This window comes from Mesorhizobium huakuii (assembly GCF_030160235.1).
Taxonomy (GTDB): domain Bacteria; phylum Pseudomonadota; class Alphaproteobacteria; order Rhizobiales; family Rhizobiaceae; genus Mesorhizobium; species Mesorhizobium huakuii.
The window spans coordinates 67,161-90,474 of record NZ_BSNY01000043.1 but is presented as its reverse complement, the minus strand read 5'-3'; the positions used below and the strand labels follow the sequence as shown (position 1 = coordinate 90,474).

The 23,314-nt window shown below is 60.5% G+C and carries 21 protein-coding genes and 1 pseudogene; 3 read left to right on the top strand and 19 right to left on the bottom strand.

Annotated elements, in window-relative coordinates:
- Nucleotides 1-149 precede the first annotated feature (149 nt).
- The 3 genes from QQK95_RS21840 to QQK95_RS21830 all read right to left on the bottom strand — a co-directional run bounded on the left by QQK95_RS21840 (nucleotide 150) and on the right by QQK95_RS21830 (nucleotide 1,994).
- Complete coding sequence (locus QQK95_RS21840; protein WP_284276526.1) at nucleotides 150-764, bottom strand: acyl-homoserine-lactone synthase; 615 nt, start codon at nucleotides 762-764, stop codon at nucleotides 150-152.
- A 66-nt stretch (nucleotides 765-830) separates the two neighbouring features.
- Entirely contained in the window at nucleotides 831-1,559 is a 729-nt protein-coding gene (locus QQK95_RS21835; protein ID WP_284276525.1) for a LuxR family transcriptional regulator, read from the bottom strand.
- Between the two features lie 168 nt (nucleotides 1,560-1,727).
- Nucleotides 1,728-1,994, bottom strand: a complete 267-nt coding sequence (locus QQK95_RS21830; RefSeq protein WP_064982052.1) for a helix-turn-helix domain-containing protein — start codon at nucleotides 1,992-1,994, stop codon at nucleotides 1,728-1,730.
- A 202-nt stretch (nucleotides 1,995-2,196) separates the two neighbouring features.
- Here QQK95_RS21830 and QQK95_RS21825 point away from each other — a divergent pair, with 202 nt between their 5' ends.
- Nucleotides 2,197-3,459, top strand: coding sequence for a threonine synthase (locus QQK95_RS21825; protein ID WP_284276524.1), 1,263 nt, complete (start codon nucleotides 2,197-2,199; stop codon nucleotides 3,457-3,459).
- Here QQK95_RS21825 and QQK95_RS21820 read toward each other — a convergent pair.
- The 3 genes from QQK95_RS21820 to QQK95_RS21810 all read right to left on the bottom strand — a co-directional run bounded on the left by QQK95_RS21820 (nucleotide 3,454) and on the right by QQK95_RS21810 (nucleotide 7,966).
- Nucleotides 3,454-4,527, bottom strand: a complete 1,074-nt coding sequence (locus QQK95_RS21820; protein ID WP_284276523.1) for a PLP-dependent cysteine synthase family protein — start codon at nucleotides 4,525-4,527, stop codon at nucleotides 3,454-3,456. The genes QQK95_RS21825 and QQK95_RS21820 overlap by 6 nt on opposite strands.
- Nucleotides 4,521-5,459 carry a GHMP family kinase ATP-binding protein gene (locus tag QQK95_RS21815; protein ID WP_284276522.1) on the bottom strand — a complete coding sequence of 313 codons (939 nt, stop codon included), beginning with the start codon at nucleotides 5,457-5,459 and terminating at the stop codon, nucleotides 4,521-4,523. The genes QQK95_RS21820 and QQK95_RS21815 overlap by 7 nt, the downstream gene beginning before the upstream one ends.
- A 125-nt stretch (nucleotides 5,460-5,584) precedes the next feature.
- On the bottom strand, nucleotides 5,585-7,966 hold the full coding sequence (locus tag QQK95_RS21810) for a pyruvate dehydrogenase (acetyl-transferring), homodimeric type (RefSeq protein WP_284276521.1): 2,382 nt from the start codon (nucleotides 7,964-7,966) through the stop codon (nucleotides 5,585-5,587).
- A 125-nt stretch (nucleotides 7,967-8,091) separates the two neighbouring features.
- On the opposite strand from QQK95_RS21810, the gene QQK95_RS21805 reads away from it, so the two are divergent.
- Nucleotides 8,092-8,559 (top strand): Lrp/AsnC family transcriptional regulator, encoded by a 468-nt coding sequence (locus QQK95_RS21805; protein ID WP_284276520.1) that lies wholly within the window; start codon nucleotides 8,092-8,094, stop codon nucleotides 8,557-8,559.
- 251 nt (nucleotides 8,560-8,810) lie between these two features.
- Nucleotides 8,811-9,683 (top strand): ectoine/hydroxyectoine ABC transporter substrate-binding protein EhuB, encoded by an 873-nt coding sequence (ehuB, locus tag QQK95_RS21800; RefSeq protein ID WP_284276519.1) that lies wholly within the window; start codon nucleotides 8,811-8,813, stop codon nucleotides 9,681-9,683.
- Nucleotides 9,684-9,762: 79 nt separating this feature from the next.
- On the opposite strand, the pseudogene QQK95_RS21795 reads toward ehuB, so the two are convergent.
- The 13 genes and pseudogenes from QQK95_RS21795 to QQK95_RS21735 form a co-directional block, all read right to left on the bottom strand.
- Nucleotides 9,763-10,091 (bottom strand): annotated as a pseudogene (locus QQK95_RS21795) (type IV secretory system conjugative DNA transfer family protein); the annotation flags it as partial.
- Between the two features lie 111 nt (nucleotides 10,092-10,202).
- Nucleotides 10,203-11,219 (bottom strand): Gfo/Idh/MocA family protein, encoded by a 1,017-nt coding sequence (locus QQK95_RS21790; protein WP_284276518.1) that lies wholly within the window; start codon nucleotides 11,217-11,219, stop codon nucleotides 10,203-10,205.
- Nucleotides 11,220-11,248: 29 nt separating this feature from the next.
- Nucleotides 11,249-12,712 (bottom strand): aldehyde dehydrogenase family protein, encoded by a 1,464-nt coding sequence (locus QQK95_RS21785; protein WP_284276517.1) that lies wholly within the window; start codon nucleotides 12,710-12,712, stop codon nucleotides 11,249-11,251.
- Nucleotides 12,713-12,777: 65 nt separating this feature from the next.
- The gene (locus tag QQK95_RS21780) at nucleotides 12,778-13,353 is read right to left on the bottom strand and encodes a DUF1349 domain-containing protein (RefSeq protein ID WP_284276516.1); all 576 of its coding nucleotides are present in this window, start codon (nucleotides 13,351-13,353) and stop codon (nucleotides 12,778-12,780) included.
- 72 nt (nucleotides 13,354-13,425) lie between these two features.
- The gene (locus QQK95_RS21775) at nucleotides 13,426-14,454 is read right to left on the bottom strand and encodes a proline racemase family protein (protein WP_284276515.1); all 1,029 of its coding nucleotides are present in this window, start codon (nucleotides 14,452-14,454) and stop codon (nucleotides 13,426-13,428) included.
- A gap of 95 nt (nucleotides 14,455-14,549) precedes the next feature.
- Nucleotides 14,550-15,233 (bottom strand): GntR family transcriptional regulator, encoded by a 684-nt coding sequence (locus QQK95_RS21770; protein ID WP_284276514.1) that lies wholly within the window; start codon nucleotides 15,231-15,233, stop codon nucleotides 14,550-14,552.
- 92 nt (nucleotides 15,234-15,325) lie between these two features.
- Nucleotides 15,326-16,438, bottom strand: coding sequence for an ABC transporter ATP-binding protein (locus tag QQK95_RS21765; RefSeq protein WP_284276513.1), 1,113 nt, complete (start codon nucleotides 16,436-16,438; stop codon nucleotides 15,326-15,328).
- A gap of 8 nt (nucleotides 16,439-16,446) precedes the next feature.
- Nucleotides 16,447-17,235 carry an ABC transporter permease gene (locus QQK95_RS21760; protein ID WP_027042710.1) on the bottom strand — a complete coding sequence of 263 codons (789 nt, stop codon included), beginning with the start codon at nucleotides 17,233-17,235 and terminating at the stop codon, nucleotides 16,447-16,449.
- Complete coding sequence (locus QQK95_RS21755; RefSeq protein WP_284276512.1) at nucleotides 17,235-18,116, bottom strand: ABC transporter permease; 882 nt, start codon at nucleotides 18,114-18,116, stop codon at nucleotides 17,235-17,237. The genes QQK95_RS21760 and QQK95_RS21755 overlap by 1 nt, the downstream gene beginning before the upstream one ends.
- 70 nt (nucleotides 18,117-18,186) lie before the next feature.
- On the bottom strand, nucleotides 18,187-19,335 hold the full coding sequence (locus tag QQK95_RS21750) for an ABC transporter substrate-binding protein (RefSeq protein WP_284276511.1): 1,149 nt from the start codon (nucleotides 19,333-19,335) through the stop codon (nucleotides 18,187-18,189).
- Between the two features lie 170 nt (nucleotides 19,336-19,505).
- The gene (locus QQK95_RS21745; protein ID WP_284276510.1) at nucleotides 19,506-21,152 is read right to left on the bottom strand and encodes a choline dehydrogenase; all 1,647 of its coding nucleotides are present in this window, start codon (nucleotides 21,150-21,152) and stop codon (nucleotides 19,506-19,508) included.
- Between the two features lie 95 nt (nucleotides 21,153-21,247).
- Nucleotides 21,248-22,159 carry a dihydrodipicolinate synthase family protein gene (locus tag QQK95_RS21740; protein ID WP_027042707.1) on the bottom strand — a complete coding sequence of 304 codons (912 nt, stop codon included), beginning with the start codon at nucleotides 22,157-22,159 and terminating at the stop codon, nucleotides 21,248-21,250.
- A gap of 492 nt (nucleotides 22,160-22,651) precedes the next feature.
- Entirely contained in the window at nucleotides 22,652-23,122 is a 471-nt protein-coding gene (locus QQK95_RS21735; RefSeq protein WP_284276509.1) for a MarR family winged helix-turn-helix transcriptional regulator, read from the bottom strand.
- Nucleotides 23,123-23,314: the final 192 nt, after the last annotated feature.

Genomic DNA, 23,314 nt, shown 5'->3' with positions numbered 1-23,314 from the left:
ATCCGGTTCGTGATCTCTACCTCACCCCACGCGCCCATCCCGCGCAGCGGGTTCGTTCTACGGCCCAAAATGGTCGTCGAATAGTTCTACAATTTGCGATCGATTGGCGGTCGCCGGCTGGCGACCTTCAGCTGGCGATGGGTATCATTCTAGATCTTGTCGGCAAGTATGACGCCGCTGATGCCGTAAGCGCGGCGCGTCTGTTCGACAGCCTCGGAGGTGACATCGATCAACAGCGCGATGATGTCGCCGTCGGGATGTTCCAGAGCGTCGCCGAGTTCGATCAGCGTCCAGCCAAGCGCGCGCAGCCGCTTTGGCCAGAATGTCTCGCACACCACGCTGATCTGTCGAATCCCCAGGCTTTGCGCCGTCTCGAGCAGACCGCAAAGAACGAAGCCTGCGATCGGCGACGGGGCGCCTTGCGTACGAAGCGATGGAACAACGAAGAAACGCGTCCATTCGAAGATTTCAGCTGCTCTCGGAGGCCTGCCGCCGGCGAGACCCGGGAAGACCTCGCTCATGAGATGCGGCTCCAGCGTCGGCACGAGGCGCGAGCCGCCTGCGATCTTGCCATTGGTGTCAAGCGCCAGAACATAAAGCGCATGCTCGTTGTCGAAGGCGTCGATCTCGATGTTGATGGGCCGTGCGACGTCGCGCCAACGCCTCTGCTTGACGTAAATCTCGTACCGTATCCGAAAATAGCGCTCCAGAACTTTCCTGTAGTGCTTCCTGTTATCCCAAGTGACCAGATGCATACGAACCATGACGCCTCCAGGCGGAGGGTCGTAGGAAAATGGACTTGCCGTACGTATGACGGAATTCAGGTATTGCTAGATTTGGATTTCCTGCCGTCGCAGCGCCTTGACAATGGCATGCGCGACGTTGATTGCATCAAGCTTGCCTCGAATGTTGCGCTGATGGCTTTCGACCGTGTTCCTGGTGACACCGAGGATACAAGCGATGTCATCGGTGGATTTGCCTTGTGCGCTCCATTCGAGAAGTTCGCGCTCGCGTGCCGTCAAGGGCGTCGGCTCATCGCCATCGCCGGGTGTTCCCAGCGCTGAGAGGCTGCGAAAGGTATGCACGCAAAGTGTCTCGATAAAGGGCATGGCGCTTGGCGGAACGTCCATCCGGTCACTCGCCATCGTGACGACGCCCGGCCCGGCCAACGGAACATGAATGGGGACACAGATACCTTCTTTCATCCCAAACTCGGCCGCCTCGTCCATGACCAGCTTCGCGCGTGGAACCAGCCTTGCGGCCGGCAGCTCGCCCCATCGGAAAGGCTCTGGCGAGTGCCGGCACTGGGCGACACAAGGATCGTGCAAGAAATACTCCTGGGCGACATAGCGACGATGCCATTCAGGAGACCAGCCATCCGCAAGAATCTCACGCTGCCAGTCCGTGCCGTGCGGCACAGGCAGTCCGGTGATCAGAAAATTGCGCAATCCGTAGCGCTCCATGGCGAAGCGGAACTCCTGAAGGATTGCATCGGCCGACCGCGCGGTGTCGATTTTTGTGATCGCCGCAAAGAGGTCGGCAACAGCTTCGTTCTCCATCGGTAGACCTCAACCACAATCAGGCCATACCCCGCGGAACAACCTATGGCTGTCTAGATACAATCTTCAATAGGACGCGCATCGAATGTACACTGAAGGAGTCAATCCCGTGCCACAACGAAGAGACAAGTGAAAATCAGGTCAGCACTGCTTTATGGAAGGTTGGCTTCAATCGGTCGACTTTGAAGCGGCCGGTTTCGTCACCCGAATAGCTCGCTTATTTGCCGGGCCTGCCGAAACCAACTCTTGCGGCTCGACATTCAATGCCTTGGCCAAAATTTCGACTGTATCCAGCGTGGCGTTGCGCCGCCCGGCCTCGACGCTGCTGATATAGGCACGCGTGCGGCCCGAAACGAAAGACAACTGCTCCTGAGAGAGTTTTCTCTCTCTCCGGAGCCGCTGCACGTTCAGGCCAAAAACGCCGCGAAGTTTCATCAAACAACGGATGCTACGACGCGCACTATGGTGCGACACACTATAGTGCACATTCCGCATTGACAGCGGTGCTGTTGGCTGTTTGAAACAACCAGCGATTTCATCGTTTCCTGGACAAGGAATTGCCATGACGAGCCGGCCGTTTCGCGACCTAGCACACGACCTGTCGGCGCACCTCCCAGGCGAGCTAACCCGACCCGGCATGGACACAAATCGGGTCCTGGAGTTCGCCTGCATCCGATGCAGCACTTCCTACCCTGCGGATGTCACCATCGACTCCAAAGGGTGCGCGCGCTGCCAGGACACCGCGCCAGCAAACCTTCGGCCGGTCTATGCGGCCCCGCAGTCTCACCCCTTGGCCGGCGCCACCACCTCGCGATCGCTGTGGCGTTTCGCGCATATGCTGCCTTGCACAGAAGCGGAGGCGGTGAGCCTCGGCGAGGGTCTGACGCCTTTGCTTGCCGCACCGCGCATCGGCGCGTTTCTCGGCGTGCCGGACCTTGCAATCAAGGACGAAGGCCGAAACCCGACCTGGTCGCACAAGGACCGCTTTTCGACGATCGCGGTCAGCGTGGCGCGCGCACGTGGCGCGAAGATCGTCGCGACCGCCTCATCGGGAAACGCCGGCGCTTCGCTGGCGGCCTACGCTGCCCGCGCCGGGCTGAAATGCGTCGTCACCACGTTTGCGGGATCGGCCGGCGCGATGCTGGCGCAGATCCGGAAATATGGCGCGACGGTCCTGCCCTTGGTCAGCAAAATGGACCGATGGTCGCTTCTTGAACAGGCGGCTGCCCGCTACGACTGGTTCATCGCCTCGCCCTATCACGGTCCGGTCGTCGGCAGCCATCCACTCGGCATCGAGGGCTACAAGACGATCGCCTATGAGATCGTCGAGCAATCGGATGGCACGGCGCCTGACTGGTGCGTCCTGCCGGTCTGCTACGGCGACGCCCTGTCCGGCGTGTGGGCCGGCTTTTGCGAGCTGTTCGCGCAAGGGTCGATCACGCGCCTACCTCGTCTCGTCGCGGCGGAGGTGCATGGGTCGCTGGCGGACGCTTTGGCGAGCGGCGCCGATGCGTTGAGTGAACGCAAGATGCTGTTCGACAGCCTGGCCGTATCGATCGGCACGCCGCGCAGCACCTTTCAGGCGCTGAAGGCGCTGCGCGAATCCCGAGGGCATGCCGTCCCCGTCAGCAATCACGGCCTGATCGCCATGCAGGAACGCCTCGCGCGGGACGAAGGGGTTTTTGCCGAACTGGCGTCGGTCACGCCGCTGATCGCGATATCGACATTGAAGGACCAAGGTGTCATCGCAGCCACAGACCGGGTCGTGGCCGTCGTGACAGCGAGCGGTCTCAAGGACCTCGATCGGTCCGCCGGATCGAACGAACACGATCCGATCTTCCAGACGACGGACGACGCCTGGCGCTGGCTTGGCAGGAACGGACTGGATCTCGTTTCATAGGTTTTCCGCGGCGCCAACAGCCGGTGGCACTTCACCTGCTGCCTGCGTTTCCAGCACATCGCCGAGGCTGCGGCGTAGCCAAAGAAAGCGCGTCCATTGTGTCTCCGCGGCTGGCGCGATGGTGGTCAGCGTCCTCGGCTCGGACGGTTCCTTGCAGGGCCAGCCAGGCAGCGCGCTGAGCCATTCGTCATTGTAGACAGTCTCGGCATGGCGATGGCCTTCGTCAGGCATGATGACCGCCACTTGCGCATCCGGAAGGGTCGTTGCAACCCATTGCGCCACCAAGGCGGCTGCGCCGCTGGTCGGCCCCATGAAAAGGCCGTGCTCGCGCAGCAAACGGTGCGCGGTCCTATACGCCGGGTAGGCGCCAACCCAATGGATCTCGTCGACAAGCTCATGCCTGACATTTTGCGGCAGAACGCTGTTGCCCAGGCCCCGCAGCATGCGTTTACCGACGGGCTGCCCGAACAGAACGCTGCGATGGGTATCGACGGCAAACACCGTCAGATGCGGAAAGACCGTTCGCAAAAAGGAGGCGGTGCCGCATAGCGAACCGCCCGTGCCGACGCAGCCGACCAGACAGTCAACCTTGCCCATTGCGCGGATGAAGAGTTCGGCCAACCGCGCATAGGCAAGCCAGTTACCCGGGCTGTCGTATTGACGGGTCCAGAACCCGTCCGGCTCGGTGGCGAGGATTTCCTTGAGGCGCTCCAGCCGGCCCGGCTGGTTGCCGTCGCCGCGCGGATCGTCAAGCGCGATGACCGTGGCGCCGATGCGCTCCAGGCGGGCTTTGTATTTGGCATCGATGAGCGTTGAAGCGGTGACGAGCGTAAGGCGATAGTCACGCGCCGCCGCCAGCAGCGCCACCGCCATGCCGAACGTGCCGGACGTCGTCTCGACGATATGGGAGCCTCGCTTCAGCTCGCCATTCGACGCTGCCCGATCCAGAATGAAGCGGGCCGGCATCAGCTTCATCAGCGGAAAAGCCGCGGCCACTAGATTAGGCGCCAGGCGCGCAAGGCGCGGGGTCTCAAGGTCCCTGAAATAGTCCACGTCGAGGGTCACCATGTCCTGCCCTCCGCATTGACCAGGTGGACTTCGACATCCTTGAAGCCGGCACGTCTTATCTGCTGCGCGACGAGGGCCGCTCGCCGCTTCAGATTCGATGCGAAAAGATCGAAAATCAGGCCGAACAACGAACCGCTATGGGCAACTTGCACGCCACACGCCCCGGCTCGCCGAGCGATTTCGGCGATCTCGCCGAAGCCCTGCTTTGGCAAGTGCCGTTGACTGATCAGAGCACTGGCCGAGGCGGCGCGTCCCAGAAGATAGGGATCCTGAAGGCGAACCGCCCGCGCCACCAGCGCCCGAAGCACGCCGAATTCCTGGATCTCGGCGCTGTCGTAGCGTGCGGGCGGCAGCTGCAATGTATCGACCGGAGCCCCGGCATTTGCCTTGAACCCGAGCAGAAGCAGAGGCGGCAGGGAGCCTGCGAAATTCTCGATCACCGTGCCTTCCCGTTGCGCGAACAGCACCGCGTGCTCATCGAAGGCGATCGCGTCGCTCGCGCGCTCGGCAGCCACGGCCAGGCGCCCGATGCTTGAGGGCCGCAGCTGGACGTTGAGGGCCGCGGCGACGGCGCGAATGGAAGCGACGACGTCAGCCGTCGATGAGCCATAGCCGTGCCCCACGGGAATTGAGCTTTGAAGTCTCAACACGCCACCGCCGGTGACGTTCAGGAATTCGAGCGTGAGCTGCGCGGCTGCCGACGCCTTGATCTTGTGATTGGGGTGGACAACGACGGCATCGCCGTCGCTCCTGGCAAAGCTCGCCTCCGATCTTAAGCCGGTAATCGGCAGCGTCACGAGCCCCCGATGCAGGCGCCCACCATCGTCCTTGAAGACGCCCTGGATGAGTTCGCCGTGATGCGCGATCGCCGCCGCCGTCCCAACCTGCGACCGCAGCGCTTCACGGCTCATAAGATCGCCGGTCCCAGCCATTTTCATCTCGCCCGCTTTTCGTAACGCGGGAAGATGGCACCGAGGATGGGAAGCCGCCCTCAGGGAATTCCGGTATTGACAGCCCCTATCGAGCGAGCCGGCCGCGAGGCGATGCTGGCGGATCGTCAGGCGGCGGAGCCAAGGTGCCTCAGCGGCGGGCCGGCCGAAACCGATTGCACGGCGGCCATGATGCCTTGCGCGTCGATCCCGTAATGCCGATAGAGATCCGCGATCGTGCCGGTCTGGCCGAAATGCTCGACGCCGAGCGCGCGCGTGCGATGGCCATGGACCGAACCCAGCCAGGCGAGCGTTGCGGGATGCCCGTCCAGCACCGTCACGATGGCACAGGAGGCCGGAAGACCGGCCAGCAGGCGCTCGACATGACTCGTGGCGCGAGGATGGCCAAACTGGCGCGCGCGCGCAGCAGCCGACCAGCCGGCATTCAGCCGGTCGGCGGAGGTCACGGCCAAGAGTCCAATATCGCGCCGGTCACCGGCCATCAGGCCCAAGGCCTGCACCGCCTCCGGCGCGACAGCTCCCGAATAGGCGATCACCACAGCGGCATTCGGCCCGGGTGTGCGCAACCAGTAGGCGCCATCGACGATGTCGCGCGCCAGGGGACGGCCGGTCTGGCGCGTCGGCTGCTCGATCAGCCGCGTCGAGAGCCTGAGGTAGACCGAACCGCCAGTCTGATCGCGCAGCCAGGTCTGGTCGTCGGGCTCGGCCTCGCCGGAGCGCTGGATGTAGTCGAATGCCCAACGCAGGATGACTGCCAGCTCGTCGACATAGGCCGGCTCGAATGTCGCCAGGCCGTCCTGCGCCATGCCGATCAGCGGCGTGGCGATCGACTGATGCGCTCCGCCCTCGGGCGCCAGCGTCACGCCTGAGGGTGTCGCCGCCAGGATAAAGCGAGCGTCCTGATAGCAAGCATAGTTGAGTGCATCGAGGCCACGCTCGATGAAGGGGTCGTAGAGCGTTCCGACCGGAAGCAGGCGCTCGCCGTGAAGCGAGTGCGACAAACCCAGCGCCGACAGCATCGTGAAGAGGTTCATCTCCGAGATGCCCAGTTCGAAATGCTGTCCCGACGGCGAAAACGTCCAGTTGAAGGTCGAGGGAATGCGTTCCTCGCGAAAAATGTCGGCCTGGTCGCCGCGCGCGAACAGCCCCCGCCTGTTGACCCAGGCGCCAAGATTGGTCGAGACAGTGACGTCCGGAGACGTGGTGACCACACGCTTCGCAAGATCGCTGTCTGACTTGGCGATCTCGTGCATCAACAGGCCGAAACCCTGCTGTGTCGACATGGACACCTGGGCGCTGAAGGCAATCTGTGCCGGCACGGTTACGGCCGGGGCTTTATGGCGACGGGTCGCTGCCTGCGCGAAAGGCGATGATTTGAGATAGGACCGGATCGCGGCCTCATCGTATGCAAGGCCCTCGAACATCTCCCATTCACGCCCCTCGCGGACACCCATGCCTTGCCGCAACGCGTCGACTTGCGCCGGCGTCATCAATCCGGCGTGATTGTCCTTGTGGCCGGCGAGCGGCAGGCCGAAGCCTTTGATCGTATAGGCGATGAAGCAGGTCGGACGATCATGCCCGCGCGCTTGCTCGAAGGCATCGATGATGGTTGCCAGATCGTGGCCGCCGAGGTTTGCCATCAAGGCGGCAAGGTCGTCGTCGCTGCGCTTCTCGATCAGGCGGGTCACCGGTCCCTGGTCACCGAGGTCGTCCAGCAGGCGCCGGCGCCATGCGGCGCCGCCCTGGAAGGTCAGCGCTGAATAAAGCTGATTGGGGCATGCATCGATCCAGGATCGCAGCTTTTCGCCGCCCTCTTCCTCGAAGGCCGCCTTCTGCAATGTCCCATGTTTGAGGATCACCACATCCCAGCCGAAGTTGCGAAAGATGGACTCGAAGCGCTGCCACAGGCCTTCGCGCACCACCGCATCAAGGCTTTGCCTGTTGTAGTCGACGACCCACCAGGTGTTGCGCAGGCCGTGCTTCCAGCCTTCGAGAAGAGCCTCGAAGATATTGCCTTCATCCATCTCGGCGTCGCCGAGCAGGGCGATCATCCGGCCTTCCGGCTTGTCCGCGTTCCAGCCTTTTGCCCTGACATAATCCTGGACCATGGAGGAGAACAGGGTCTGCGCCACGCCCAGTCCGACCGACCCGGTCGAGAAATCGACATCGTCGATATCCTTGGTTCGTGACGGGTAGGACTGCGCGCCGCGATAGCCGCGAAAATTCTCCAGCTGCTCGAGCGTCTGCCTGCCGAACAGATACTGGATGGCATGGAAAACCGGGCTGGCATGCGGCTTGACGGCAACGCGGTCTTCAGGCCTGAGAATCTGGAAGTAGAGCGCCGTCATCAAGGTCGAGGCGGACGCCGACGACGCCTGATGGCCGCCGACCTTGAGGCCGTCCTCCGACCCGCGAACATGGTTGGCATGATGGATCATCCAGACCGCCAGCCACAGAACCTTGCGTTCAAGCTCGGAGAGGATCGTCATCGTCGGCTCCTGTCAATCGGGTCTTGACGATACCTGCCGCGGTCGTCGAAATGTGGCTATTCTTGCACGATCCGTTCGATGATATTGGCTGGTTGAGCCAACACTGGTCTTCAAACGAGGTAAACGTGCCAAATCCGACGCTCGATGCCATCGACCTTAAAATCATCGCCGCGCTGCAGAAGAACGCAAAAGCGACGACAAACGACCTCGCCGAAGCCGTCGGTCTTTCGCCTTCACCTTGCGCCCGGCGCGTGAGGCTCCTGGAAAGCGCCGGCGTCATCAAAGGCTATACGGTGGTCGTCGACCAGAAGAAGCTCGGCCTGCCGATCAGCGCTTTCGCGTCGATCAAGCTTGAACGGCAACGCGAGGACGATCTCGACCGCTTCTCCCAGGCGGTGCTGCGCTGGCCGGAGGTTGTCGACTGCTATCTGATGACCGGCCAGCGCGATTACCTGATGCGCATCGTGGTGCGTGACCTCGAGGCCTATGAGCGGTTCATCAAGGACAAGCTGACGCGGCTGGACAACATCGCCTCGATCGAAAGCAGCTTCGCGCTCGGCCAGGTCAAGCGCTCGGAAGCCTTGCCTGTCTAGGCGACCGGTTGTTCGGCATCGGTTCAAGCGGCGGCGGCGGAAGCGAGGTTGGGGCACCGCGTCACCCGATGCGCAATCACGCAGGGCATGTATCTCCTCGACGGGCAGGCCTGATTCACTCACCACTTCATCCGCAATATTTTGTCTATATTTTGTATATATACATTGACGAGACGCCGCATCCAACCGTAGCGTTGAGCGGCTGAGGCGGGACGCCTTGGCGCAACGCAAACTCATGGGAGGACCCCCCGATGAAATTTCGAGCCCGATCGGCTGCGATTGGCTTGGCCTGCATCGCCTATGCCACGCTTGTTGGATCTGTGCTGCCGGCAACGGCAGAGACCACGAAAGAACGCGTCTTGAAGGAAGGGCGCATCGTCATCGGCATCCACAACCGCTCGCCATGGGGCTACAAGAAGGAGGGAACCGGCGAGCTGCTCGGCTGGCATCCGGATCTTCTCAGGGCTGCCTTTGCCGATCTCGGCGTCAAGCAGGTCGACTTCGAGGTCACCGAGTTCGGCGCCTTGATCCCTGGCCTGATGGCCGGCCGTTTCGATGCCGTCGCTTCCGGACTGTCGATAACGCCGGAGCGATGTCAGCAGGTTGCCTTCGGCGCTCCCGACCTGAGGTCCGACGACGCGGCGGTCGTGCTCGCAGGCAACCCCAAGGCGATCCATAGCTATGCGGATCTTGCCAAGAAATCCGACGCGATCATGGGCGGCGGCCGCGGCAGCAATGTCATCAAGAACGCCATCACCGAGGGCGTGCCGGAGGACCGCATCCTGCAGTTCCCCGACATCGAGACCAACATCGCGGCCCTGCGAGCCGGCCGCATCGACGCGGCTCTGTTCTCTTCCCCGACTGTCATCGGGCTGCTTGCCGGCAACAAGAGCCCCGATCTGGAGCGCGCCAACCCGTTTACGACGGACGAGAAGTCGATCAGCTACATCGCGATCGCGTTCAGGAAGGACGATGGCGATCTGCGCGACCTCTACAATCGGGGTCTGGCGAAGGTCATGTCGAATGGCACGATCGCCACCATCATGGCGAAGTACGGATTTGGCCCCACGGAGAACGTTCCGCCAGGATTGACGACGTCGCAGTTGTGCGGAGCCGCCAACTGAACAGCAACAGAACCCAGCTGGCATCAACAGCGCAGGCGGCGCCGCGCTAGCGCGGGCGCCTCTGCCGACATGCCTTTCATTCGTTGTCGGACTTGTTCAGAAGTTCCCGTGCGGCGCTGGATGCCGCGACGCCGGCCAGGGTCTTTTCCGGTCCGGCATAGAGCACATGCAGGATCGCACCGACCAGCAGCGCGTGGTTCGTCTTTCCCAATGGTTGCGCCTTTCAAGCGAGCCTCCGGGATCGACCACGATGTCGGTGATGTTTTGCACGTCGCGGACCACCCATTCGCCACGCCGGACCTCGAGCAGAGGGTTGTAAGCGTCCGACCTGGCATTGGTCGGATTCAGCAGCAGCACCCGGCCGTGGCAGGCGCGGAAGCAGACGGTGAGGCGCCAGTCCTCGCCTCGTCTGGCCTCGTTATCTTATGGCAGGGTGCCGACACTAACCCTCGACAAGTCAGTACGGCTGCCCGGTCCCGACCTTCGTCGCGCAATGCGTTGAACCGGCCCATTGTTAAATCAGCGCTCACTCCGGATTGGGACACGCGCTTTCTGAGCAGCGGCCTGTCTGACGGCATCCAGTACGTGCATTCCCGCTACCGCATCTTTGATTGGCCAAGGCTGCTTAATCTCACCCCTTATGGCGCGCGCGAACTCGCGGACCTCTTCTTCATACTGATTTGCCGGCGCAAAGCGGATGACTTCGGCATCCTGGTCATAGATGTCGTCACGCTTGCGCAGCTTGATGATCGTCTCTTGTCTTGACGAGGGCCAGACGGCGACCGGGATTTCCATCCAGCCGTCGGTACCAATGACCATGACCCAGTGTGCCCATGCCTGAAGCAGGGCGCCGCTGAACAGAAGATTGCGATTGTCCGGAAATTCCAGCATGCCGGCGACAGCGATATCGACACCATCAGGCGCGAGCTTTTCGAATGTCGCCGTCGCAGCGATCGGCTCGGCCTCGAAAAGGAAGCGGCCCGCCGTTATCGGATAGACGCCAACGTCTCCCAACGCACCACCGCCGAGTTCCGGCTGGAACCTGATGTCCTGCGGATTGTCGTTGATCACACTGTAGGTTGCGTGAATCTGGGTGACGCGTCCGAGCCTGCCACCGCGGATGATCTCACGCGCGGCGAGCCATCGCGGATGATACCGGACCATGAAGGCCTCCGATATCTGCACACCTGTCTGGCGTTGAACCTCGGCCAAGCGCAGGGCGTCCGCCGCGTCCAAAGCAAGTGGTTTCTCGCACAAGACGTGCTTGCCAGCCCTCGCGGCGGCAATTGCATCGTCGACGTGCCGATTGTTCGGTGTCGGGATATAGAGGGCCTCGACCTCGTCGTCGTCCAGCAAGTCGGAGAGAGACGCATAGTGTCTCGAAATATCGAATTCCGTGGCGACGCGGGCCGCACGAGAAGCGTCGCGTGAGCAGATGGCGACCACTTCACACTCCGGCACGGCCTTCATTGCCGGGATGACCCAGTCGCGGGCGATCTTCGCCGTCGACACAATCCCGAAACGGACCGGCTTCATCGTCTTGCTCTCCGTTGCATCTGATGGAATCACGCGTTCGGACGCAGGCGAACGAATGTGGACTTCGCCTGCATGAATTCCAGCAACCCGTCAGGACCGTTTTCCCTGCCGAGCCCGCTGGACTTGCTGCCGCCGAATGGCAGCTGGGGAACCGTCTCAAGATAGGTGTTGACGTAAACGAACCCGCTTTCGAGGGCGCTGGAGACGGCCATTGCGGTGTCGAGGTTGGAGGTCCAGACGCCGTTGGCCAAGCCGTAATGTGTCAGGTTGGCCAGCGCGATTGCCTCGGAAACATCCTTGAAAGTGGTAACCCCAAGCACGGGTCCGAATATCTCTTCCTTGAAGATCGTCATGTGCGGCTTGACGCCGCTGAAAATGGTCGGCTCGACGAAGCAGCCGTTCCGCAGTCCGACACTCGTCGGCGCGCCGCCGCCGGTCACGAGCGTTGCGCCTTCCTGCCGCGCCTTTTCGATATAGTCGAGGACTTTCCGCTGATGCTGCTGGTGAATCAAGGGGCCGAGATCGGCATCAACGTCGTCAGGCGTTCCGAGCTTCAGCATACCAGCCTTTTCTGCCAGCCTGGCGACAAATTCCGAAGCAATGGTGTCCTGGACCAACAGCCTTCCACCGGCGCAACACTCCTCGCCCTGATTGATTGTGAAGGCTGCAAGCGCGCCGGCGACCGCCGCGTCGAGCTGCGCGTCAGCGAAGACGATGTTGGCGCCCTTGCCGCCGAGTTCAAGCGCCACCTTTTTCAGCGACTGGCCGGCGAGGCTGGCGATCTTGCGCCCCACCGCGGTGGACCCCGTAAAGGAGATCATGTCGATGTCCGGGTGCACGCACATGCTTTGGCCGACCACCTCGCCGGTGCCAGGCAGAACCGCAAGGACCCCGTCCGGAACCCCGGCGTGTTTGGCCAGTCGCGCATATTCAAGTGCTGTACCCGCCGTGAGCTCCGACGGCTTGATCACGACGCAACATCCCGCAACAAGGGCATAGGGCAACTTTTGGAACAGCGTCACCGTGGGAAAATTCCAGGGAAGAATCATGCCGATGACGGGCAGTGGCTCATAGGTCACCAGGCCCAACTTCTCGGCGCCCTCGTGATTGATGATGCGGCCGGGAATGCTCCAGGCGAGCGATGCGGCATAACGCAGCAACTCCACCGACCACTCGATCTCGCCCCTGGCGGCTGCGATCGTTTTGCCGGCTTCGTCGGCCTCGATACGGCTGAGCGTTGCGAGTTCCCCCAGGATGAGGTCGGCCCAACGCAGCAGGATCTTCCCGCGCTCGCTCGCCGCAAGCCCCTTCCAACTGCCCTTCTTGAACGTTTCCTTCGCGAGAATGACGGCACGGTCGAGTTCTGTCTTCCCGGCGAGATGAACGCTGGCGACGATTTCGCCTGTGGACGGCGAGCTTCTGTCGAAGACGGTGCTTTCCGCCGGCAATTCGGCAGCGCCATTTATCCAGATTCCGTATTCACGCTTGGTCATTTCAAAATCCCGATGAAGACCGGCAAGGCAGCAGATGCCTCGCGGCTGCTCCTTGCGGCTTCAGGTCAGTCATGCAGCTCTTTGGAGATCGGCGCCCCGACCACGAAGTCGGTGAAAGCCACCTCGAACCCCGCACGTTGGGGAGAGCAGCACATCATGCCGACATCCACCCGGTCAGAGGGTGGAAAATAGCCGAGCCTTACCGGCTGCCAGCTGTTGTCGCCGGTGTCCAGATACTGAACGCGAACCGCCTCGCGATGCCGGGTAAGGCGGATCCTGACGCCCGCCGGATCCGTCGGAATGGGAACCAGGGACCAGTCGGAAACATCGTTCGTGATAACCACGGAAAAGTACATCCGCCCGTCGGTAAACTCTACTCCGGCTTTCACCCAATGGGTTTCGCTGAGCCGCATCATCAGGCCGGCCTGGTCGTAGAGGGCTTCATAGTTGCCCTTGATCGTCACCTCGGCGGTGAAATCCCCGACGACGTTGCGATAGAAAAAATGGCCATTGTCACGCCAGAAACCGTAAAATGTCTCCCGCCAGAAGTCGGTTTCGTGGCCTGTCACGACACGAAGGACGCCGCCGTCGCTTGTGTACTGCGGTGGCTCGTTGAGCCATTTCAACTGTTCTTCCGCCATCTCCGCCTTCCCGTTCGGTTGCGTCCGTGGTGTTGAGACATTCGAGCGCCTTGGGCCAAGGCTGCCTGTCAATCAATTGAACCAGGTGTCGGATAGACGGTAGCCTTCCGGAAACGGATCCTCGGGATCAACGCCGTAATGGCTCACACCCGTCAGCCAGGCGCGACCGGAGACCTGCGGAATGACGGCGGGCACGTCGCCTGCCTTTGCTTCGGCGATGATCTCGCAGTCGAAAACCGTATCGAGAATGGAGAGGTGTCTGAACTTCTCACCGACCGCGAGCTCACCACGCGCATGGAGAAGCGCCATGCGCGCAGACGTGCCTGTCCCGCATGGGCAGCGATCGAGCCGGCCGGGCGACACGACCACCGCGTTCTTGGATGTCTTGACGCCGCCGATGACCTCCACGGGGCCAGCGAACTCGGCTTGATTGATCGTATGGATGAGCGGATTCTCGGGATGAATAGAAGGCAGCTGGACGGCCGCTGCCGCCTTGATCCGCTCGCCGATTTCGACAAGCTGTCTGGCCTCGCCACGCTCAAGCGTCAGGTCCAGATCCATCGAGTTCACGATGCAGTAGATCATGCCGCCATACGCGACATCGACCCGCAGTGAACCGAGCCCGGGAACGTCGATCATGCTGTCACGATGCATGACGAAGGAGGGGATGTTGCGAAAGGTAATGCTTCGACACTTGCCCGCCCGGCACTCGGCGATCACGTCCACCAATCCTGCGGGCGTGTCGACCCGGACGATCGTCTGGGGCTCCTTCATGGGAATCATGCCCGCCTCAAGCGCGACGGTCACCGTGCAGATCAGGTTAGAGCCCGACATCGGCACAAAGTAATCCGACTCCATGACGATCATGCCGATATCGGCGTCAGGGTGGATTGGCGGCGTGATCAGGTTGACTGCGGCATTCACGCTGCCTCTCGGATCGAACAGAAGCATGTTCCTGAGCCATGTACTGTCGCGCTCCAGATTCTCCATCCTCTCGAACATCGTCGCCCCGCGCGGAGGAAGAATGCCGCCAGTGATGACCCGGCCGACCTCTCCTTCCGCGTGCGCGCCGACGACAGTTATAACGCGGTCCAACTGCATGCTCGGCTCCAATGGCTTCTATATCCAATATCCAATATTTATTCAGAGCAAGCAATAGCCATTGGCGGCTTCGCGCAAAAATTAGAAGTCGACGATCAGGTGTTTTCGAAATCTGGCCGCGCCCGCAGGCCAGCCATCACGTCGTCGCGAGCGTCCTCGATGTGCTTCCTGAGAAGCTTCTGCGCCAGCGTCTGATTGCCCTCGGCGAACGCAACCGCCAACGCCTTGTGATCTTCCAGGGCTTTGGTCTGCGCCGATCGGGCATCGATCTGAAGGCGGAGATACCGGTCAGCGGAATTGTAGAGTGACGACAGCAGAGCCAGAGACCGCGGCCGCCTTGCGGGACGGGACATTGCCTTGTGGAACGCCCAGTTCAACTCGCTGAGCTTGGCCGGCGATTCCTTTGCCTTCACACCCTTGGTGTAGTCGTCCAGGGCGTTCCGCACATGCTCGATGTCAATCTTGGTTGCCCGCTCGATCGCCTTCTTCAAGATGAATGGCTCAAGCGCAAGACGTGCTTCGAAGATATCGACGGCGTCATCCACCGTCAGCGAAGCAACAACCGCTCCCTTATGGGTGTGAATGACGACGAGCCCCTCGGCCTCGAGCTGAAGAAGAGCCTCGCGGATCGGGATACGGCTCACGCCAGCTTCCTCGGCGATCGCCTCCTGCTTGATCTGCTGACCGCCTTTGTAAAACCCGGATATGATCCTGCCGCGGATCAGGTCAACGACCGACGACGTAACGGTTCGGCGCTTGATGGCGACAGAAGGATCCATTTATGACCTATCAGGAAGACTCTAGGCATATTGAATATAGGATATAAAATTGTAACGCTAGTCGGTGCTCAGACAGCACGTCCCAATGGATGTCACGAGGAGATGCGGGAAAGCGGCAGAACGGTCGCGCTGTCTTTCCGCCACGAGACATGGACCTTGTCTCCCGCCACCGGAAGGGCAGCACCTGGCATGTTCTGGACCTGGACGCGGAACTTTTGGCCGCCCAAGCTGACGAGATGGAAGAAAGAGCGACTGCCTGAAAAAATCACGTCGGCAATTTCTGCATCCACCGCATAGTCAAGCTGCGCATTGGATTGCCGGAAGGACATTGCTTCCGGCCGAACGGACATCACCGCGGCATCATTCCCGGACACCGCGGCATCATTCGAAACCACCTCGAACGGCCCGTCTTGGGTTTCCAGCGAAAGCTGCCCTATGCCAGACACCGTCAGCTTTCCCTCGAACAGATTTGTCTCGCCAAGAAATTTTGCCGCAAACAGAGATCTTGGGCGAAAATACATGTCCTGCGGCCTGTCGACCTGAACGATCTGGCCGTGGTCGATCAGCACGACCCGGTCGGAGAGGATCATCGCCTCATCCTGATCGTGCGTCACGTAAACGAAGGTCGCGCCCGTCTCCAATTGGATCCGTTTCATCTCTCCCAGCATATGCTGGCGAATCTTCAGGTCGAGCGCCGCCAGAGGCTCGTCGAGCAACAGAACCCGGGGGCCGTTTACCAACGCCCGGGCCAGCGCGACCCGCTGGCACTGGCCACCGCTGAGTTCGCCGATGAAACGATGCGAGAGGCTCTCCATTTGCACGGTCCTGAGCATCGCCTGGACGCGTCTGCGGCGCTCCTCCTTCTCAACACCTTTGACCTTGAGGCCGTATGCGACATTGTCGAAGACGTCGAGATGAGGAAACAGCGCATATCGCTGGAAGACCATGTTCACTGGCCGCTTTTCCGGTGGCAGCGAAGCGACGTCCTTGCCATCGATCTTGAGGGTCCCGGACGTGAGCGTCTCGAAGCCGGCGATGATGCGCATCAAGGTGGTTTTGCCGCAGCCGCTCGGGCCGAGGAGGGTCACGATCTCCCCCTCGTTGATCGCGAGATTGATATTGGTCAGGGCTTGAAAGAGGCCGAACTGTTTTTGACCGTTGGATAGCTCGATCAACGGTGCTTCTGCTGATGTTCCATTGTTCATTTGTAGCCTCAGGAGGACGCGCGTTCTGACAGGGCGGATGCTCGTTTGAACCGTCCGACGAAGAAGCCGATCGCCATGACGGCGATCGAGAACAAAAGGGCGAGTGTCGAGACCGAGTTGATCAATGGCGTGACCGTGCGACGCATCATCGACCAGATGTACATGGGCAAGGTGGTTTCGGTGCCGGCAACAAATGACGTGACAACGAACTCGTCGAACGACAAGGCAAAGCTCAGGATCGCGCAGGAGATCAGGGTCGGCGCGATCAGCGGCAGCGTTATCCTCTTGAATGTCCCGATCTGCGAGGCGCCAAGATCGCGAGATGCCTCCTCCAGGGTTCGATCGAAAAGCGCAAGCCGGGCCCGCATCGCGATCATGAGCATCGGCACCGACAGAACGACGTGAGAAACGACGATCGTGACCGTCGAAAGCCGGACGCCCAGTTGCGCGGCCAAGACCAGCAATGAGACACCAAGGAAGAGCCCAGGCAGGGCGATTGGCGTGATGCAGAGGATTTCGAGAACGCTTCTGCCAAATCTGCCCAGCCGCAACCAGGCAAGGGATGCGGCCGTGCCAAGGACAAGGGTGACGATTGCTGTCGCCGTGGCGATCATCAGACTTTTGACAAGCGCCTGGCCTAGCTGCGGATCCTCGAAGATCAGCGCATACCAGCGCAGGCTGTAACCGTTGATGGGAAAGGAAAACGACTGCTCGGCATTGAAGCTGAACAAGATGATCACGACGAGCGGGATCAGGAGATATGCTAGGGTCGCGTAGACGACGGCCTTCAGTAACATCATGCAACCTCCCTGGCGGGTTTCGTCTTGCGCCTGGCCGGAATGAGCCCTGTGAGGCGGCCCAGAGCGAGCACGAGCGCATAGATGACCAGCGAGACAAGAAACATGAGAAAGGCCTGGGCGGCGCCGAGCGGCCAATTGCCGGTCTTGCGGAACTGGTCCGCGATGAGCAGGCCCGTCGTTTGACCAGAGGACCCGCCGACCATCTGCGGCGTGACGTAGTCACCCGCCACCAGGATGAAGGTCAGCATGAAAGCGCCGATGAGGCCTTGTGCAGCGTTGGGAGCGACAACCCGGAAGAAAGCCCCCAAGGCCGATGTGCCGAGATCCCGCGACGCCTCGATAAGCTCGGCCTTGATCTCGCTCATCGCCGAGACGACCATCAGGATCGCGAATGGCAGGTAGATATGGGTCAGCGTGATCGCGACCGCGAATGGGCTGAACAGAAACGCCTGGACGGGTGTGTCGACGATTCCGAGCTGTAGCAACACTGCGTTGAGCAAGCCGTTTGTGCCGAGCAATGTGCGCCAGGCATAGATTCTGACGAGGTAGCTGGAGAACCAGGTGACGAGAATGAGGTAGAAGATGATCTTCGATCTGGCGACGTAAGTCAGGTAATATCCGACAGGGATGGATAGGCAGAGTGTTACGGATGCGGTGACGAGTCCGATTACGATGGCGTTGTAGGTCACACGCAGAAAGAGCGGCGATCGTATCGCCGAGATGTAATTGGTCAGCACGAAATCCGGAACAATGCGGAAGCCGGACGATATCCAGAAACTATAGGAGAACAGCAATATGGCGGGCACCACGAAGAACAAAAGCATATAGGTTGCCGCCGGCGCGGCCAGGATGCCTCCGGTTCTTTGTGATGGGGTCATCGCAACTCCTTTGACAAAGAAGTGCCGGAGCCGGCCTCATCGACCGGCTCCGACGATCGGCTGTGAGCGATTACAAGCCTGCCTTGAATTCCTGCCAGGCCTGGACCCAGTCCGCATAGGTCGCGTGCTCGCCATCATCGTCGACCGGCGGGATCCCCGGCAAGCCGGAGGCGAATATCTCGTCGATCTTCGAATAGTCGATCCTAGCTCGAGCGTCTGCGCCCAGGAACTCGACGGCCTTCTTCGAGACCGGTGCCTGCACGACCGCCGTCGCGACCTTGGCCTGTATCTGGGGATCGAGGGACTGGTTGATGAAGGCGTGCGCGGTGTCGATGTTGTCGGCCGATACGGGAATGAACCAGGCGTCGACCCACAGCACCGGCCCCTCCTCGGGGATCGCCATTTCGAGCGGCACGCCTTGCGCGTGCACCTGCGTGATGATCGACGGATCCGCTACGAGAACCGCCGCGACTTCCTTCGACGCGACGAAATTCGCGACATCGCCCTGATTGATCGAGATCAGGCGAGCCTGGTTCCGATACAGGACGAAGTTCTCGAACGCCTTGCCTAATTCCTCGCGCGTCAGAAGCGGATAGTTGTCTCCCAAGCCAACCAACCGGGCGATCAACGGCCAGTTGCCCGTCGCATCGTCCATGATCGCGATCTTTCCTTTCAGACTCGGATCGAGCAAATCCTTGTAGGATTTGGGTTTTTTCATCATGTCGGAATTATAGAGCAGGGTGTTGAAGCCCCATATATAGGGCGACCCCCAATGCTTGCCGTCTGAGAACCATGTCGGCTTGTCGAAGAACACATCGAAGAGATTGTCCGCGTTGTAATTCGGTATTTTCGACATATCGATTGGCGAAACGATCTTCATGTCCTTGATGTAAAGCTTGCTATAGGCCTGATTGTATTCGGCAAGATCGATGGGGGGCGGATTGCCGGCGATAAACTTGGCCTGGACATCGTCCTGAGACGCGATCGAGGAGGTTTCCGCGGTGACACCATTCGCCGACCGCCAGTCTCGCAGCTCATTCGTCATGTCGTAGCCTTCCCACGCCATAATCTGCAATGAGCCACCCGCCGCTGCACGGGCGGGTGTCACGAACAGCCGTCCCGTCGACACTCCAAGGCCGGCCCCTGCAAGTCCGAGCAGCGCGGTACGTCGGGTGAGTTGGATTGTTTCGAGCATAGACGTCTTCGGTTCAATCGCCATGGTACTTCCCCTTTCGTGTTGGTTCATTCACGCTTTTATAATGGATATTGGATATAATAAATTCGCAGTCAAATCATTTGTGATGCCGTCGTCCTTTGCATCCTTGTCTCGATTTTGGCGCGGGCTCGGTCGGGCAGTTCGGCCCTGCGACCGATGCCCCCCGGTGGCTTTCAGCCCGGGCGTCTTTCGTCGGCGTAGTGAGCGATTTGCGGCGGCAGCGCCTGGCGACCTCGCACGCGATCGACCATCTTCTCGGCGATCATCATCGTCGGGCAGTGGAGATTGCCGTTGGGAATGCGCGGCATGACCGATGCATCGATCACCCGGAGCTGTTCGACACCATGGACCCGGCCTTCGTCGTCAACGACAGCCAAGTCGTCATTGCCCATCCGGCAACTCGAGCACGGATGGTATTGGGTCCCCATATTCTCCTTGAGCCAGGAAAAAATCTCCTCGTCGGATTGCTTGCGCAAGCCGGGGACGATGGCTTCGCCGCGGATGCTGTCCCAGCCCTTTTGTTGGATGATCTCGTCGGTATGACGAACGCCGTCGATCAGATTTCGCCTGTCTTGCTGCTGCTGGAGATAATTCAACACGATTGACGGGTGCAGTCTTGGGTCAGCTGATTTGAGCGTCACCGCGCCGCGGCTTTCCGGCCGGCCAAGGCAGACCTGGTACTGGAACCCTTCCTCGATGTTGACCTTTCCGTGCATCAGCTCGCCCAGCATCGGCAGGAACTCGTGCTGGATGTTGGCATACTCGACGGAGTCACTGCTTTTGAAGAAAGAGCCGACTTCCCAGAGGTTGGTAATGCCCAAGCCCTTCCTGAAGAACAGCCATTGCGCGCCAATGAACGCCATCTTGAGGAGGTTCATGTCGACCGCGGGCGACACGCCCTTATGCGAGGCACGATACTTGATGGATACGGCGACATGGTCCTGCAAGCCTTTTCCCACACCGGGAACATCGGCCACGCTCTTGATGCCATAGGCTGCGAGTTCCGCTGCTGGACCGACGCCGGACAGGAGAAGCACTTGCGGCGAATTGAAGGCGCCACCGCACAGGATGACCTCGCGCTCGGCTTCAACCGACTGAACCGCGCCATTCTTCTCGAAGGTGACGCCGACAGCCTTCTTGCCGCTGAAATCGACCTTGTGAACCAGGGCATTCAAAACCAGTTCGACATTGCCGCGCTTGAGGGCGGGGCGAAGATAGGCCCTGCCGCCACTGGCACGAATGCCGTTGTCGATGTTGGCCTGATAGGCGTGTACGCCTTCCTGGCGATAGCCGTTGTAATCTTCGCTCAACGGGTGCCCAGCCTGTTGCCCGGCTTCCAGGAACGCCCGGAAGGGTTCGAGCTCGGCCTTCAGGGTCGTGATCCGGATTGGCCCCTGCCCGCCTCGGTATTCGTTGCTTCCCTTGTCGTACGATTCCAGTTTCTTGAAGTATGGAAGGCAATGGGCATAGGACCAGTTGGGCAAACCATCTTCCGCCCAGCGGTCGAAGTCGCGCGGATTTCCCCGGACATAGACCATGCCGTTCAGGGATCCAGAACCGCCAAGCATCTTGCCGCGGAGATGGGTGACCATGCGGCCATCGAGAGCCGCCTCGGGCCCTGTTTCGAATTCCCACGTTCGCTTCTTGTCGGTCAGCGGATAGGACATCGCGGCAGGCATGCGAACATAGATCGAATTGTCGTGCGGCCCCGCCTCAAGGACCAGAACGCTGACATTGCGGTCTTCGCCGAGCCGGGCGGCGACAATGGAACCCGCCGCGCCGGAACCCACGACAATGTAATCATATTTTTTCGAACGCACCTGTCTCACTCCGGATCCAAAACTCGGCAATGAAGAAAGGCGGACAACCTAGTGCAAACCGTCCGCCGCTTCTTCTCAATATGACAATCTGGAGATCATGCCGCCTTCGGGAGCGAGTAGCTCTCGAGCTGCTTGATCGCGTCTTTGATGGTGCGCGTCACGAATTCCCTCTCGTCGCCGACGAGCGGCAGGCGCGGTCCACGCACCCACTCTGGCGCGCCATAGACCAAGCTCTCGGAGAGCTTGATGTACTGGACGAGCTTCACGTGAGTATCGAGGTGGAAGGCTGGCGTGAGCAACCTGTAAAGCCGCAGCGCCTCTTCCTTGCGACCCTGGTTGCAGAGGTTGAAGAGCGTGACGCATTCCTTGGGCCAGACATTCGTCATGCCCGACACCCAGCCGACCGAACCGAGCGCGACGCTCTCGACGATCTGATCGTCAACACCGCAGAAAATCTGATACCGATTGCCGAGCGCAATATACATATCGGTCACGCGGCGGACATCACCGGCCTCATCCTTTACGGCAACGATGGTCGGCGAGTCGGCCAGTTCCTTCAAAATCTGGGGCGTGACGTCGACGCCGTAAGCGATCGGATTGTTATAGATCATGATCGGGAGCCCGCTGGCCTTGGCGAGGCTCCTGTACCATTCGGTTGTCTCTCGCGGATCGGACTTGTATCCGAGAGTAGGGAACGCCATCAAGCCATCCACACCAAGCTTCTCGAATTCACGAGCCCGCGAATTGGCGTCGGACTGGGTGATCTCGGCCAATCCCGACAGCACTGGAACCCGCCCGGCGGCCGCTTCCTGCGCGCTGCGGATGACGAGTTCCTTCTCGGAAGGAGTTAGGCAGGCATTTTCGCCAAGCATCGGCAAAACGATCACCCCCGACACGCCATTTGTGATCAGCCTGTCAATGGCAGACTGATTAGCCTGCACATTGATCGAGCCATCCTGATTCAGCTTTGTGGTTACGGCGGGAAGCACCCCTGTCCACTGATTCATATTTTTCCTCTCGCGTTCGATGGCGCACCTTACACCATTCTTATATCCAATCTATAATATCCAATATTCAAAGTCTAGTGCCGCCTCTCGACAAACGATGCGTACCGACACAGCCCCCTCGCCCACCTTCAGGATCCTGCTTCAATCCATTCGCGAAGCGCCAAGACCGGGTGCCTAAAGCGATCCGTCGGGAGCGGCGCGCTCACCGCCCGCCTCTCGTCACAGTGACGAACGCCGTTTCCCCATTCTTGACCAGGCCCATGCGGGATCCACGCGCTTCAACAAGGCTCGCAAGATCCTGGGGTATCGTCTCGACTATGCTGAACAGCCGCCTGCCTGCGTTGAGGCTTGGCGCTACTTCGAGCAGCCGCATCGGGAATTCGAGCAAGCTACCCAAATCCGCGGTCGCCTAGATGTGTCGCGTCCCAAGAGCAGAGAGGCGGACGGACAAGTGACTCGAGGCGTAAGCCGCTCGGCAGACGCTCGTGTCGCTTAAGAACCTTGATCCTCGCCGAGGGGCAATGAATCGCGAGTGAGCAAGGAATACATGGTTTTCAGGACGCGTCTCGTCGTAGCGATATCGCCTTCGGCCATATCGCCAAGCATCAACATCTCCAGTTTCAGCGCCTCGGGTATCAGCGCCTCCACCAGCGACAAACCGGAAGACCTTAAGGAGATCACTATCTCTCGCTTGCTTCGAGTGGATCGAGCTTTGCGAATCAGTTTGCGATCGTGCATCGCTTCCGTCAGCCGGGAGAGCGTCGATCCTTCGATAGATGTCAGTCCCGAGAGATCGATGAGCTTTTGCTCGCCGCGGTCATGCAGAACGACAAGGACCCGCCACATGGGGATCGTCAGATCATACGGCTGCAGCTTGAGCAGGAACCGTTCGTTGATTGCGAAGGCGACCCGGTTGGACAGGTAGGACAGCCGTTCGTCGAGCTTGTAAGTACTGTCGCCCATTTAGCGTCCTTTGCTTGCCTGCCATACAACTCGGCGCACTTGCCAAGTGATGACGGAACCTAATCCGGACCCCGCAGGAAGGACAACAGCAATGGGCACTGACTTTCCCCCCGGAATTCGCCTGCACCCCAAATCCAACGGTGGATCTGACCCCGCTTTCCATAAGAGTCCGCTCCAAAAGGCAGGGCGAAC